The 13,902-nt window shown below is 63.4% G+C and carries 5 protein-coding genes; all 5 read left to right on the top strand.

All coding sequences use genetic code 11. The features are described 5' to 3' along the window. Positions 1–177: 177 nt before the first annotated feature. Genes drmD through drmC form a run of 5 tightly spaced genes read left to right on the top strand, consistent with a single transcriptional unit; the run spans position 178 to position 13,882 of the window. On the top strand, positions 178–3,324 hold the full coding sequence (gene drmD, locus ASE96_RS05865) for a DISARM system SNF2-like helicase DrmD (protein ID WP_056427399.1): 3,147 nt from the start codon (positions 178–180) through the stop codon (positions 3,322–3,324). Continuing rightward, positions 3,312–7,391 carry an Eco57I restriction-modification methylase domain-containing protein gene (locus ASE96_RS05860; protein WP_056427396.1) on the top strand — a complete coding sequence of 1,360 codons (4,080 nt, stop codon included), beginning with the start codon at positions 3,312–3,314 and terminating at the stop codon, positions 7,389–7,391. The genes drmD and ASE96_RS05860 overlap by 13 nt, the downstream gene beginning before the upstream one ends. Further along, positions 7,388–11,104 carry a DISARM system helicase DrmA gene (gene drmA, locus ASE96_RS05855; protein ID WP_056427393.1) on the top strand — a complete coding sequence of 1,239 codons (3,717 nt, stop codon included), beginning with the start codon at positions 7,388–7,390 and terminating at the stop codon, positions 11,102–11,104. Before ASE96_RS05860 ends, drmA begins: the two co-directional genes overlap by 4 nt. Further along, entirely contained in the window at positions 11,104–13,182 is a 2,079-nt protein-coding gene (gene drmB / locus ASE96_RS05850; RefSeq protein ID WP_235500151.1) for a DUF1998 domain-containing protein, read from the top strand. The genes drmA and drmB overlap by 1 nt, the downstream gene beginning before the upstream one ends. Next, the gene (gene drmC, locus ASE96_RS05845; RefSeq protein WP_056427390.1) at positions 13,172–13,882 is read left to right on the top strand and encodes a DISARM system phospholipase D-like protein DrmC; all 711 of its coding nucleotides are present in this window, start codon (positions 13,172–13,174) and stop codon (positions 13,880–13,882) included. The genes drmB and drmC overlap by 11 nt, the downstream gene beginning before the upstream one ends. Positions 13,883–13,902 lie beyond the last annotated feature (20 nt).

The following is a 13,902-nucleotide window of genomic DNA, read 5'->3' as shown; positions in this document are numbered from 1 at the left end:
CTAAGTGCCCGGAAAGTGTGTCAGTTTCAGAAGCCGTCTGCACCCTCAGAAGGCGGAGTTGCTCGCAAGTTACGAGGATCCCCATCAGACAATGATTAGATGAGTCCACACCCCGGGCGTCACCGTTGCCACGTGCTGGGGTTCCCAGGGGTGAAGCAACGGAGCTAGGAGCCACACGTGTCAACATCAGCTGTTGCCGCGCCGCCGTTGCCGGAGCCCGGCCAGGTTGTCGAGGTTCGCGGATCAACCTGGGCCGTGGCCAACGTTCAGGCACAGGGACTGCCCCGCAGCCCGGCGGACGAATCAGTTGCGCAGCTTACGCACGTGGTCGATTTACAGTCCCTTGACGAGGACCGTCTCGGGGATCAGTTGTCAGTGGTGTGGGAGCTGGAAGTAGGTCACACACTCACCCCGGCTCAGGGACTGCCGGAGACGATCCATGCCGAGCAATTCGATGACCCAACCACCCTGGCTGGCTTTGTGGACGCCATGCGATGGGGTGCGGTCACGAGCGCCGACCCAAACCGCTACCAGGCTCCGTTCTGGTCCGGCGCGAACGTGGAGGCATACCAGCTTGAGCCGCTGCGCCGTGCCCTAGGCGCGCCGCGCACAAACCTGCTGCTGGCCGACGATGTCGGCCTGGGAAAGACCATCGAGGCGGGCCTGGTGATTCAGGAACTGCTGTTGCGGCACCGTGCCCGCACCGCTGTGATCGTGTGTCCTCCGAGCCTGTCACTAAAATGGCAGGACGAGATGCGGGACAAGTTCGGGCTGGACTTCACCATCGTCAACTCCGAGCTAATGGCAGAAGTACGCCGCACCCACGGACTGCACGCCAACCCGTTCCTGATGTTCCCCCGTGTCATCGTGAGCATGGCCTGGCTGCCCCAAGTCCGCTCCCAGCGGCTGCTGCGCGACGTGTATGCGCAAGTAAAAAGCCCAAAGACGGCGAAACGCTTCGCATTCGATATCCTCGTTGTCGACGAGGCCCACCACGTCGCCCCGTCCAGTCCCCCCGCAATCGCCGGAGGCCGCGGGTACGCCGTGGACACCCAGCGCACCGTCGCGGTGAGGGATCTCGCGGAACGCTGCGAACACCGGCTCTTCCTCTCCGCGACCCCGCACAACGGACACCCGGAATCCTTTACCGCACTGATGGAAATGATCGACTCCCGGCGCTTCTCCCGCGGCGCGCTCCTGGATTCCAAAGCACTCAAGGATGTAACCATCCGCCGCCTCAAGGGCGACCTGACCGGCAAGGACTTCAAAAAGCGCAAGGTCAGCGCCCTGCCCTACACCCCGCGCGACGACGAGCAGGAGATGTTCCAGCTCCTGGATCAGATTGTCGTCAAAAGTGCCAAGGCCAACGGCACCAAACCCAGCGGCGACATCGTCACCATGCTGCTGAAGAAGAGGTTCCTGTCCAGCCCGTTCGCGTTCGGACAGACCCTCTCGCACTACCTCAGCGCCAAGGCCGGCCGCGGTCTGGCAGACGATGACTACGATGACGTCTTCGGCGAGGGACAGTCGGATGAGGAAGAGGGCCTGTGGGAGCAGGACGAGGCCGAACGGCTGCGTGAATCGAAGGGCTCCGATCCGCTGGTCGCGGCGGAGCCCGAGCAGCTCAAGGCTCTCCTGGAGTGGAGCCTAAGCTACGAGTCCCGGGCAGACTCCCGACTCGACGAGTTGCTGAAGTTTCTCGACTCCGTGTGCCGTCCGGACGGCAAAGACTTTGAGTCAGACCGTGTGGTCGTGTTCACCGAGTACGCCCACACCGTCGACTGGCTGACCCGTGTGCTCACCCAGCGCGGGTACGGGGACAGGCTTGCCGTTATCCAGGGCTCCACCTCGCCCGAGGACCGCGAGTACATCCGGTCCCAGTTCACCGAAGACCCGAAGAAAGAACCCGTGCGGGTCCTGCTCGCCACGGACGCCGCCGGCGAGGGCATCGATCTCCAGACGCACTGCCACCGGCTCGTGAACTTCGACATCCCCTTCAACCCGTCGCGCCTGGAACAGCGCATCGGCCGCATCGATAGGTACGGCCAGAAACAGGAGCCTCTGGTCTACCACTTCGCACCTGCTACCGACTCCTCCGTCTACGCCGCGGATGCCTCCTTCATGGCCCGTGTTGCGAGGAAAGTCGCAAACGTCGAGCAGGACCTCGGCTCAGTGAACCAGGTCATCGGCGACGAGATCCAGCGCCACTTCGGCAAGCGTGCACCTGCGCGCTCCAAGGCAAAAGGCATTGATACGAACGACGTCATCAATACCGCCCTCGCCGGCGGTATGGAGCTCAACGCCAGGCTGACACAGCTTGAACAGGGCTACGAGGCCTCACGCACGGAAATGCACCTTGACCCTGCCAACCTGCGCAGGGTGGTCGACACCGCGTTGCGAATCAACCACCAGCAGCCACTCGCGCCGAACCATAAATTCCAGGAGTTCACCGACGCCGAGGTGTTCGATGTGCCCAGCTTGTCGGCGGGATGGAGCGCAGCCCTCAAAGGCTTGCCGACACGTCTGAAACCCGATTCCTTACGCCCCATCACCTTCGATCCCCAGGCAGCCGACGGGCGCAACGAACTCGTGTACGTGCACCTCGGACATCCGATCGTGCAGAAGGCCCAGCGTCTTCTGCGCCGGTCACTCTGGAGCGTCGACTCGCCGCTCAGCCGCGTGACCGCTGTCGTGGTCGACGATCTGCCCGAATCGTTCGTCGCCGCAGTCACCCGCATGGTCCTGGTCGGCAGAGGCGGTATCCGCCTGCATGAGGAAGTATTCCTGGCCGGCGTCCGCTTGCATGGGCGCCGTGCGATGGCAGAGGAAAAGGCCGAAACCGCCCTGGACCACGCACTCGACGGAGAGCACATCGCACTGGCGGACGAACGCGTCCGCGACCAGCTCTGCGACCTGTGGAACGTGCCCGATGCTCCGCTGCGTGTCCGGCTGGAAGAGTCCATGCAGGCCCGTGCCGGCCGCCGCCACGGGCTCGTCCTTGAACAGCTCACGCGTCGGCAGGAAGCCGACGTCCAGCGGGCACGGGACATCTTCACGGCGTTCCGGACCAACCTCCGCGAGTCGCTAGCCCGTCTGCGTCGCGCCGAGGATGAGGCGGCCGCGATGCTCCTGCCTGATGACCAGCAGCGCCAACGCCGCCGGGACATGGAGGCAATGGAACGCCGTCTCGACGAACTAGACGACGAAGAAGCCCGTGAGATCGACGCGATCAAAGAGCGCTACGCGGACGTCAAGCCGCACACAACGGCTGCAGCGGTCGTGTTTGCCCTCACCCGTGAAGACGCAGAAGGATGGACCAACTGATGGCGCGACCAAAGAAGGTCACGGGTCTGAAGACCAACGCTACAGACCTGCACCGGGCGTGGCTCCAGCTCGTTGACACGGACGGGCCGTTCCTCGCAATCCCGCCGCTCAAAAAGGTCTGGCCCAACGGCATCCCGGACTTCCGTGCCACTCACCCTGACCGCTTCTACGCGCTGGTCGAAGCCCGCAAGGCGTTCGAGTCTGCATGGGAAGCCCTTGACCGTGACCCCGACAGTGACATCAGGCTGGGCGGCTATCGAACAGAACGCGACAAGTGGATCGAGACCGTTCTGCGGGACGTCGTCGGCTGGGGTGAATCACTGGAATGGGGCATCGTCCCCGGCGCAGAGGTCCAGTCGCCCAACCGCGCGGTCACCGTCACCGCGCAGGGAACCCTTCTCGGCGCGGAGGGTAGTGGCGCGCTCGTGCTCGTCGTCGATCCGACGGACTCACTGCGCCAGACACCCAGCGACCTGTGGGCCGCAACTCCAATCGACCGCTGTGAGGCACTCCTTCGCGAAAACAGGGTCGAGATCGGCATCGTCACTGACGGTCGCTGGTGGGGCATGGTCTGCGCCCGCGAGGGCAGCATGGCCGCTTCCGGCATCGTGGACGCGCTCACCTGGGTCGAAGAACCCCGGACGCGGGACGCCTTCCTCACTCTGGTCGGGAGGCAGCACATCATCGGTGGCGACCCCGCCGAGCGCCTCCCTGTGCTTTTCAAGGAATCCATCGCCGCAGCGGAGGAGATCACCGAGGCTCTGGGCGCGCAGGTACGTCGGGCCGTCGAACTGCTCATACAGTCGTTCTCAGAGTCGGCTGCGGAGGCTAAACGCCGGGGCATGCCCGATCCGCTCCCGGATCGGAACCATGACACTTACGAGGCGGCCGTCACCGTGATGATGCGGGCGGTGTTCCTGCTGTTCGCGGAAGAGCGCGGCTTGCTTCCTGCTGGCGAGCTTTTCGAGCAGGGCTACGGCATTGCCGGCGAACTCGACAGGCTCACTGCCCGGAGGAACGAAGAAAGCGAGGAGGCTCTCGATGCCACCTCGCTGACCTGGCACCGGCTGCTCGCAACCAGCCAGGCTCTCTACAAGGGTGCATCATTCGAGAACCTGCGCATGCCCGCCTACGGCGGATCGCTGTTCAACCCGGAACGGTTCCCTTTCCTCACGGGCATAGATGAACAGGGCGCTCTAGCCGTCACGGTCTCCGACCGGGTAATGCTCCACGTGCTGCGCTCCATCCAGGTGGCCTACGTGAAAGGGGAAAGTCGGCAGATTTCGTTCCGCGACATCGACGTCGAGCAGATCGGCTACATTTATGAAGGCCTGCTCGGCTATACAGCGACACGTGTCAGTGAGCCCACCCTAGGCATCATCGGAACCACCGGAGCGGAACCCGAGATCCCGCTGGCCATACTCGAAGACCTGGCGACTACCCACACCGACCCGAAGAAGCTCGCCGCGGCGGTCCGCGAATGGGTTGATAAAGACCAGCCCTCTGCTAGCCCGTCGTCAGCTACGGCGATCGCCAAAGCCGTCACCGCAGCCCCCGACCCGAGTGCAATCAGTGCCCTCACTCAGACTGTTGGCGACGACAACACGCTGCGCGACCGCATCAAGCCATGGCTTGGGCTTATCAGGCCTGATTTGCGGGGCCACCCGTTCGTTGTCGTGACCGGAGGGCTGGTGGTGAAGGAGACCCCTTCACGAAAGAACGCCGGCGCGCACTACACGCCGAAGTCCCTGGCTGAAGAGGTCGTACTCCATGCTCTCCAGCCGCTGTGCTACTCTCCCGGTCCGCATCAGACCGCTGACGGCGAGCAGTGGAAGCTGAAGTCTTCCGACGAACTGCTGGGACTCAAGGTCGCCGATATCGCCTGCGGGTCCGGGGCGTTCCTTGTGGCTGCCGCCCGATACCTCGCGGACCGCGTGGTGGAGGCATGGACTGAGGAAGATCCGTCCAACTCGCACCGTAAGAACCTGTACCTGCGAGCCATCCGGCAGGTTGTCGCGAACTGCCTGTACGGCGCCGACATCAACGACATGGCCGTCGAGATGTGCAAGCTCTCACTCTGGCTCGTATCCCTCGACCGCGACATGCCGTTCTCCTTTGTCGACGACAAGGTGTTTGTCGGTAACTCCCTGCTCGGTCTCACCAATCTCGATCAGCTCCACAAACTCCACATCGACACCACGCGCGTGACGCCCGGCGAGATGCTCGACATCTTCCACGTCGACATCGACGTCATCGTCCGCAAGGCAGTGGCTTTGCGCGAACGGCTCGCGACGGAGATCGATGAAGACGACCCTGCCCGCAGCAGTGCCGCAAAGCACCGGCAGCTGCGGGAGCTTCGCGAGGTTACCGTATCCTTGCGGGCGATCGCCGACGGCGTGATCGCCGCTGGCTTGCCCCACGGAGGCAAGCCAGGCAGGGCGCTCGATGAGGCATACGAGAATCTGCGGGCTGCCGTGAAGAAGGCGCACGTGGGAACCCTTGATGGGGAGACTGACAGTACGTGGCTCGACGCGATCATCGACAACGGGCTCACGCCGACTGTGCAAACCGATTACGAGCGTTGGTTGCCTCTCCACTGGGTGCTCGAAACCCCTGACGTCATGGTCGATCACCGTGGCTTTGACGCCATCATCGGGAATCCCCCGTTCCTCGCAGGGAAGAAGATTGCTATCGCAAATGGCTCTGACATTGAAAGCTGGATCAAGGCAGATTTGAGCGGGCTGAAAGGTTCGGCAGACATGAGCGCGCATTTCATTCGTCGAGCGTGGCTGCTACTGGCTGACGGTGGATCGTTGGGGCTGATAGCCACTGATCGAATTGGGCAGGGCGACACTGCCCTGATGAGTACCCAGCTCTTGGTGGAACAAGGCACGCTGTTTCGAGCGGTGTCGGCGTTTCGTTGGCCAGGGCAAGTGTCAACGGGCGCGGCGATTATTTGGGCATCGAAAAGAAGTTCCGATGCCTCAGAAATTCCACCAGTCCTTGATGGCCGTGCCGTCGCGGCGGTATCTCCGGCACTAGGTGACGCGGGCGAGGCGGATATCACATCGGCCTCGCCAATGAAGCTTCCTTTCCTTGCCGGTAGGGGAATCCAGGCCTATGGCGAAGGATTCGTTCTTGATGCAGACGCCCCGATCTTGGCGAGTCTCAATGAGGCGGAGCAACTTGCATTGCGCCCGTTCGTCAATGGGCAGACATTGATGTCAGGAGTTCCATCAGGACGGAATGTGATCGATGTTGGGACCTACGTCGACGAAAATTCGCTTCGCAGGGAAATGCCAACCCTGTTTGAGCATCTCCGTTTGACGGTCAAGCCTGTCAGGGATGCGATCACAAGCCAGGTACATGAGCATCGATACTGGGCGTTTTGGGATAAACGCGAGGAACTCTTCCGGGAAGTTGAAAAACTGGACCGGTTCATAGTGCTGGCGGGGGACACGCGCGTGCCAGTCTTCCTGTTCAGGCACGATCACCGTCCGCTCCTCTCGCACAAGGTCGTAGTGATCGCGTCTGCTTCTGCCTCCGTCTTGGGTGTTCTCTCATCGACCGTACACTCCGCTTGGTTCGAGCGCACTCGCACTGGCCGCGGCACCACAAGCAACTATGTTGTGTCCCGCTGTCTTCGCACATTCCCCTTTCCCGGTCTCGAGAATCCGAATGTCTTGATCGCTGCGGACGAGTTCATTACAGCGCGGGACAAGGCGCTGTCAGAGATCACTTCGCCGACGAAGCTTTACAACCTTCTGGACGATCCAAGTGCGGGCGGGTATGTAGTCTCTCGACTTCGAGAGGCACAGACGGCTCTTGACGCCGCGGTAGTAGCGAGTTATGGGTGGAGCGATGTCGAGCTTCACCACGGATTCCATGAACTGGCAGGAGTTCTGCGCTTTACATGCGACTCCGCTCAACGCGATGAGTTGCGGCGTCGGTTGTTGGAGGAGAACCACCGCCGTGCCGCCGCGGAAGCCGCGGCGAGTCCTAAGAAAGCTGCGAATGGAAGAAAAGCAAAGGCTGTGTCGCAGCAGGCGGAGGTACTTTTCTCATGAGCGAGACCACGACAACGCGCTCACCACAGAAGCCGTACGAGCTCAACCACGAGCTGGATGGCTCGTCATTCATGGTGCGCGAGAATCTGGCCGACATCTTGGAGCGGGAACTGCTCGGGCCGATCCACGGACCTGAAGAAGTTTTGCCGTTCAGCCCCCGCTCCCAGTATCTGGTGGGCCACATCGCTCCAGTGAAGCTCACAGGCAAGGCCCTGAAAGACGGCGAATCCGAAAGCGCCCCAGAGCGCGGGCACATCGTCGAGGCCCGCCTGGACGGTGACGCTGCCCGCGAGCAGCGCGGTGTTCCGGCATTCGCCGCCGACGAGACAACTGCGGACGCCGACGACGATGACACGGAGGACCGCACCCCGAAACAGGGGCTGATGATCCCGGCGTCAATGGGACTACGGTTCCAGGTGCCAGCAGACCTGGCTTCGTTCACCGTTACTGCATCATGGGGTACGTACTCGACGGTCGAGACCGACCAGGTCACCAAAGCCGGCCGCCCCATCCGTCACTACCAGCGCACTCCCGTCGAAGAACCCCGCACGATCACGCTCGCTGAGCTGACCCCGGGGAAGACTGCGACGATAACGTTGCGGGATTCGATTTGCCTGCGGGTGGACAGGTACGACGATCCGCAGTTCGGCCGGGTTCTGGTGGAGATTGCCCTATGCAATGACCGGGAGACGCCGATGCCGATCCCGGTGAACATGTGGCTGTTCCAGACCCAGCTCCGCGTGAACGCCGGCGGGGCGGAGGTGTTTCTCCCGGTGCGGGATGCGCTGGAGCAGGACTGGCCGGAGTATGACGACGAGGTCAAGCGGTTGAACCTCCAGTACCGCAACCGCCTGGAGTTCGCGATCGGTCGCACCTGCTCGGTGGATTGGGTGGCGCGCACTGGTTCACGGCGGGCAGCTGAGGTTTCTACGACGTGGCTTCCTGTCGCTGAAACGCCGCAGACACGCGCACGATCGGTAAAAGACGCGCTGCTGTCGATGGATGCGCTTTCGACAGTGACACCAGAGGGACTGAAGGCGGGCCTGACCCCCATGGTCTCGGGTTACGGTGCGTGGCTCGACGAACAGGGGGCAACTGCGAAGAGTCTTCCGGCGCATCTTCAGGAGACCGCCGAGGCGGTCCTGTGGGATGCGGCCCAGGCGCGCCAACGGCTTGCCGACGGGCTCGAACACATCGCCAGCGATCCTGAAGCGCTGCGCTGCTTCCAGTTCATGAACCGCGTGATGCGCGATCAGCGCATCGCCTCCCAGGTAGCAGCCCTGCGGGCATCTGATCCAACAGTGACGATCGAGCAGGCACAGGCAGCAGTTGCCGCAAAGGGTCCGGGCGCAGCCTCCTGGCGTCCGTTCCAACTTGCGTTCATCCTCATGCAGCTCGGGGCACTGACCGATCCGACAGCACAATTCCGCAGCGCCGACCACCTTGCTCGCGTTGAGCTGCTGTTCTTCCCCACTGGTGGTGGCAAGACCGAGGCCTATCTCGGCCTTGCCGCCTACACGTTCGCGATCCGTCGCCGCCAGGGCCTGGTCTCCTCGACTGACGGCCAGCTCGACGGGCGCGATGGCGTAGCGGTTCTCATGCGGTACACCCTGCGGCTGCTGACCGCCCAGCAGTTCCAGCGGGCAACGACCTTGATGTGCGCGGCCGAGCTGGCGCGCCGCGAAAATGAGGAGATTTGGGGAGTCGAGCCATTCCGCATCGGGCTGTGGGTAGGGACCGACGTGAGCCCGAAACGGTTCGAGGAAGCGGACGAGCAGCTCACCAAGGCCAACGAATACGGTTCCCACCGGCTGACGGTCCTCCAGATTCAGCGGTGCCCCTGGTGTGGCACGCCCATTACCGCGGCCCAGGTCAAGACTGATGCGACAGTCCGTCGGGTATTCGTTTACTGCGGCGACGACCTCGCCCGTTGCCCCTTCTCCAAGGGCGGACTCGTCAATGAAGGATTGCCGGTACTCACCGTCGACGAGGAGATTTACCGCCTCACCCCCGCCTTTGTTATCGCGACCGTGGACAAGTTCGCCCGACTCGCCCGCGAGGGCGAGGCCGCCTCACTGTTCGGATACGTCAGCCGCAGGTGCGGCCGCCACGGGTACGTCCATCCGGATTACAGCAACTGCGACATCACGACGACGCACCCGGCGGACAAGTACGGGCACCCGGCAGCGACCGTGCAGACCGTGAACCGGCTGCGGCCGCCGGACCTGATCATCCAAGACGAGCTGCACCTGATCACCGGGGCCCTCGGCACAGCTGTCGGCCTCTTCGAGGCAGCTGTGGAGACCCTGTCCTCATGGGAAACATCAGCCGGCAAACCGGTGAGACCCTTGATCGTGGCCTCAACAGCGACCGTGCGCAACGCCCAGGATCAAGTGCGGGGACTCTACGGGCGGCAGGTTGAGATCTTCCCCCCGCAAGTGCTCGACGTCGCAGATACCTACTTCTCCCAGGAGGTTCCGGTCAGTCGGGAGAACCCGGGGCGGCGGTACCTTGGTGTCAGTGCCCAGGGTGTGCGCCTCTCCAGTGCGGAAATCCGGCTCGCCGAGGTACTCCTACTGGCGAGCCAGCTCCTTTTCGACAGGGCCGGGAGCGCTGCAGACCCGTACATGACGCTGGTCGGCTACTTCAATGCCACCCGTGAACTCGCGGGCATGGCGAGGTATATCGCCGACGATGTGGCAAACAGGGTGGGTAACCCGCGCAAGGACTCGGGCTTCCCCAAGCGATACGGCGCAGCTTTCGGCAACCTCCACACTGCCGAGCTGACCTCCCGGATCGCCTCGGCCGAGATCAGCAGGACTCTGGACCGGCTCGGGTTGGAGTTCGACTCCAACTTTGACACGACCACAGCTGTCCAGGCCCGCATAGCCGCCATCCGCGACAACAAGAAGCCTGCCGGCAGGAAAGACGCGCCGTTCGACGTCGTCCTGGCGACCTCCATGCTCCAAGTCGGCGTGGACGTGCAGCGACTGGGGCTCATGCTCGTGGTCGGGCAGCCGAAGAACACCGCAGAGTACATTCAGGCATCCTCGCGCGTCGGCCGCGATCCCTCTGACCGGCCCGGTCTCGTGGTCGCCCTCGGGAACTGGGCGCGCCCACGTGACCTGGCTCATTTCGAGCAGTTCCGGAACTACCACAACACGTTCTACGCCCAGGTCGAGGCACTCTCAGTGACCCCGTATTCACCGACCTCGCTGGAGCGCGGCATCGACGGACTGCTGGTCAGCGTTGCACGGGTGCTCCAGGCTCCCGTGGCTGATGGGCTCTCCCCGGAACGCAGCGCCTGGCGGATCAAGGAGCAGCCAGAGGCGCTCGAAGCGCTGGCGGATCGGCTGAAAAAACGCATCGCGGCAGCTGCTCAAAACGAGGACATCGCCAAGAAGGCAAGTGACCTTCTTGTGAACCGCATTGACCGCTGGAATCAGCGTGCGAAGCGGGCCGCGGAGATGAGCAAGACTCTGGTGTACGAACGCACCGGAGAAGGCGACAAGTACCTGCCGTTGATCATCAGCCCCGAGAATGCCAGGGCATCGGTAGGGGGGTCTTCCGAGGCGCCGTTCGTTATTGCCAATTCGATGCGTGAAGTGCAGCCGGAAATTAATGTGCTGGTCAGCCCGCTGTCTGAGCGGCTGTTCTCGCGGGCACCCGAGGGAGCCCCGAAGTGGGCCCTGCCAATGGGAGAGGACGATTGATGGCCGAAACCATCTCCACCGATAAAGACGATGCGGAGCCGCTAAACAGCCTCGCCATGTTCCACGATCCCGGGCAGACGCTCGACCCGCTGACTGACGCCGAAGAGGGCACGGTCAAGAACCGTGCAAAGGTCGGCTCCGCACGCCCCTCCTCGCTGCTCTACACCTATGGCCCAGGCGCGATCATGGACCTCCCAGGGTTTGCTGTGATGCCGGCCGGGCTCGACGACTGGGAACCGATCTGGAAGCGCCGGGAATTCACCCCGACCATCGTCGAACCGCGGCTGCTGAATGTTGTACGGCTTCACCTCGGGCCTCAGGTTGACTCGCTCCGCCCGTTCCCGTGGCAGCCGAAGAAGGGAGCGATGTCCAAGGAAGGATCCGACCTCGGCGTTCCGGCGCGCGTCTTCCCGCAGTGGTTGCGCTGCACCGGCTGCGACTACCTCGGACCTCTGCCGCGCTTCAGCTACACGAATACCCATCCCTTCCGCCCGGACTTGGCCCAGTTCACCCACCAGAGCTGTCCGGGCCGTGGCAGGAAAGCGGCCGGAGCAGCCGGAGGGAAACGCCAGAGCCCGGCCGTTCCAGCCCCGCACCTGCTGACCTGCACCAACGGCCACCTCGACGAGTTCCCCTACACACTATGGGTGCACCGCGGCGGAATATGCCCGAAAGCCGAGGCACCCGACCTGAAGATGCGGGACGCGAACATCGGTCAGAGCATCGGCTCCGTCATCAGCTGCGCCTCTTGCGGCGCATCCCGTGGCATGGCCGAAGCCCAGGGCGCAGCCGGGCGGGACAAACTCCCGCAGAAATGCCGTGGACGACACCCGCACCTGAACGCCTTCGACGCCGAATGCGGCGCCCGTCCCACCCTGATCATGATGGGGGCATCCAACCTCTGGTTCTCCTCCACCCAGTCGGTCATTGTCATGCCCCGCACCGACGCTGAAGAAGCCGAAGCCCTCGCTGACCAATTGCGCGCTGCGGTGGGAATCGAAAAGATCGCCAAGTACGCCTCCGATCTGGACACCCTCAGGGACGTGGCAGACGGAAAGATCGACCTCAAGGATGTCTCTGACCCGAGCCTTGCGGCCGCCGTCGCGGACGTCCTCGCGCCCGTCGATCCCGAGGAGGTCCGCCAGGAGAAGCTCGCCACTTGGGACCCGGTGGAGCTGCTCGTGCCGGAATGGCGGTACCTGCAAAAGCCAGCTCTGTTCCCGCAGCAGCAAAACTCCAGCGGCCTAATGGTCACCGAGATGCAACGAGGGCAGAACCTACACGCGCGCATTGCGCGAGTCGTCGCCGTCAACCGCATGAAAAAGATCAACGCCGTTCTCGGGTTTACCCGGCTCGACGAGATGGACCGGGTGAACGACCTTGCCAGCCGCCTCGTCAAACTAACGCGCAAAGGCAGACCAACTTGGGTGCCGGCGACCGAAGACCGCGGCGAGGGAATCTTCCTTCAGCTCGACCTGAAAGCCGTGGACGAGTGGGAAAAGAAGATCCTCGACTCCCCGCTATGGACGGCTCATCAGCAGGCACACCGACTGAACTTCTCCCGCCGCTTTTCGGAGACCGCCGCATCAGTAAATCCCGACACCCGGCTGCCTGGCCCGCGGTACTGGCTCCTGCACACCTTCGCCCACACGCTCATTCGCGAGATGGCTATGTCCTGTGGCTACGGCGCTGCCAGCCTCACCGAACGCATCTACGGATGGCCTGCGGGGCCGCAGCGCGAGGCGGCCGCCGGATTGCTCATCTGCACCACCGCCTCCGACAGCGAGGGAACGCTCGGCGGGCTGGTCGCACTCTCCGAACCTGCGCGCTTGGAGGGCCTCGTCATCTCGGCTCTGCGCAGGGCGTCGCGGTGTTCCTCGGACCCCGTTTGTGCGGTGCGCACTCCCAGCGACCCGGAGGACTTCCTCCATGGTGCGGCCTGCCACTGCTGTACGTTCGCCTCGGAGACCTCGTGCGAGAAGTCGAACCGGTTCCTGGACCGGCGCTTCCTGCTCAACCTGCCGACCACCATGGGTCCAACCGTGCCCGGGTTCTTTGGGAGCGTGGATGCCGTCTGACCCCTTTGCGGCGCTCGGCGAGTTCCTCACAGCTGCCGAAGCCGGGGGACTTGCCGCGCAGCTCGCCACGGGCCAGCACTTCGCCAAGGCCCTCGGAGCGGTCAGTGCCTCCCGTCGTGAACGGGCCCGCGGACTCCTTACAGCCGCCGGCCTTGGGCACACTGACGTCGAGCGCTCGGTTGCCGTCCTACAGGCTGTCGCTGGAGCTAAGACCGTCCATCGGGACCTGACCCCTGTCTGGACCATGCCCGGCAACGAAGCCAAAATCGGCCACCTCACGGGCGAGTTCCACCGGCTCGTCCGCTCCGCCCGCCAGTCCGTGACCTGCGCAACGTATAACTTCGAGAAGACCTCGAAGATGTGGACAGTGCTCCGGGAAAGCGCCGAACAGCCCGGCGTCACCGTCACCGTCTACGTCGACGGGGACAAGGCCGACGCCGTGAACATTAAAGCCCATCTCGGGCGTGCGACTGTATATAGATCCGCCGTTCTGCCAACCGGCAAACCCGTGGTCAGTCATGCGAAGTTCGTCGTCATTGACCATGAAATGCTGTTGCTGACCAGCGCCAACTTCTCCTTCAGCGCCGAGAACCGCAACATCGAATTCGGCCTTCTCGTACAAGACTCCGCTCTCGCCCGGTCTGTTGAGTCCACGATGGCCAGCAAGCACGGCACGCTCTACCAACTGGTACAGGAATAGCCCGCACGCCGACCCCATGA

Source organism: Arthrobacter sp. Leaf69 (genome assembly GCF_001422645.1).
GTDB lineage: Bacteria > Actinomycetota > Actinomycetes > Actinomycetales > Micrococcaceae > Arthrobacter.
Note: the sequence above shows the minus strand (reverse complement) of the source record. Positions and strands in the feature narration are given on the sequence as shown.

Coding starts and splice junctions, on each gene's coding strand:
- ASE96_RS05860 (WP_056427396.1), top strand. CDS start 3,312: ATGGACCAACTGATGGCGCGACCAAAGAAGGTCACGGGTCTGAAGACC.
- drmA (WP_056427393.1), top strand. CDS start 7,388: ATGAGCGAGACCACGACAACGCGCTCACCACAGAAGCCGTACGAGCTC.
- drmB (WP_235500151.1), top strand. CDS start 11,104: ATGGCCGAAACCATCTCCACCGATAAAGACGATGCGGAGCCGCTAAAC.
- drmC (WP_056427390.1), top strand. CDS start 13,172: ATGCCGTCTGACCCCTTTGCGGCGCTCGGCGAGTTCCTCACAGCTGCC.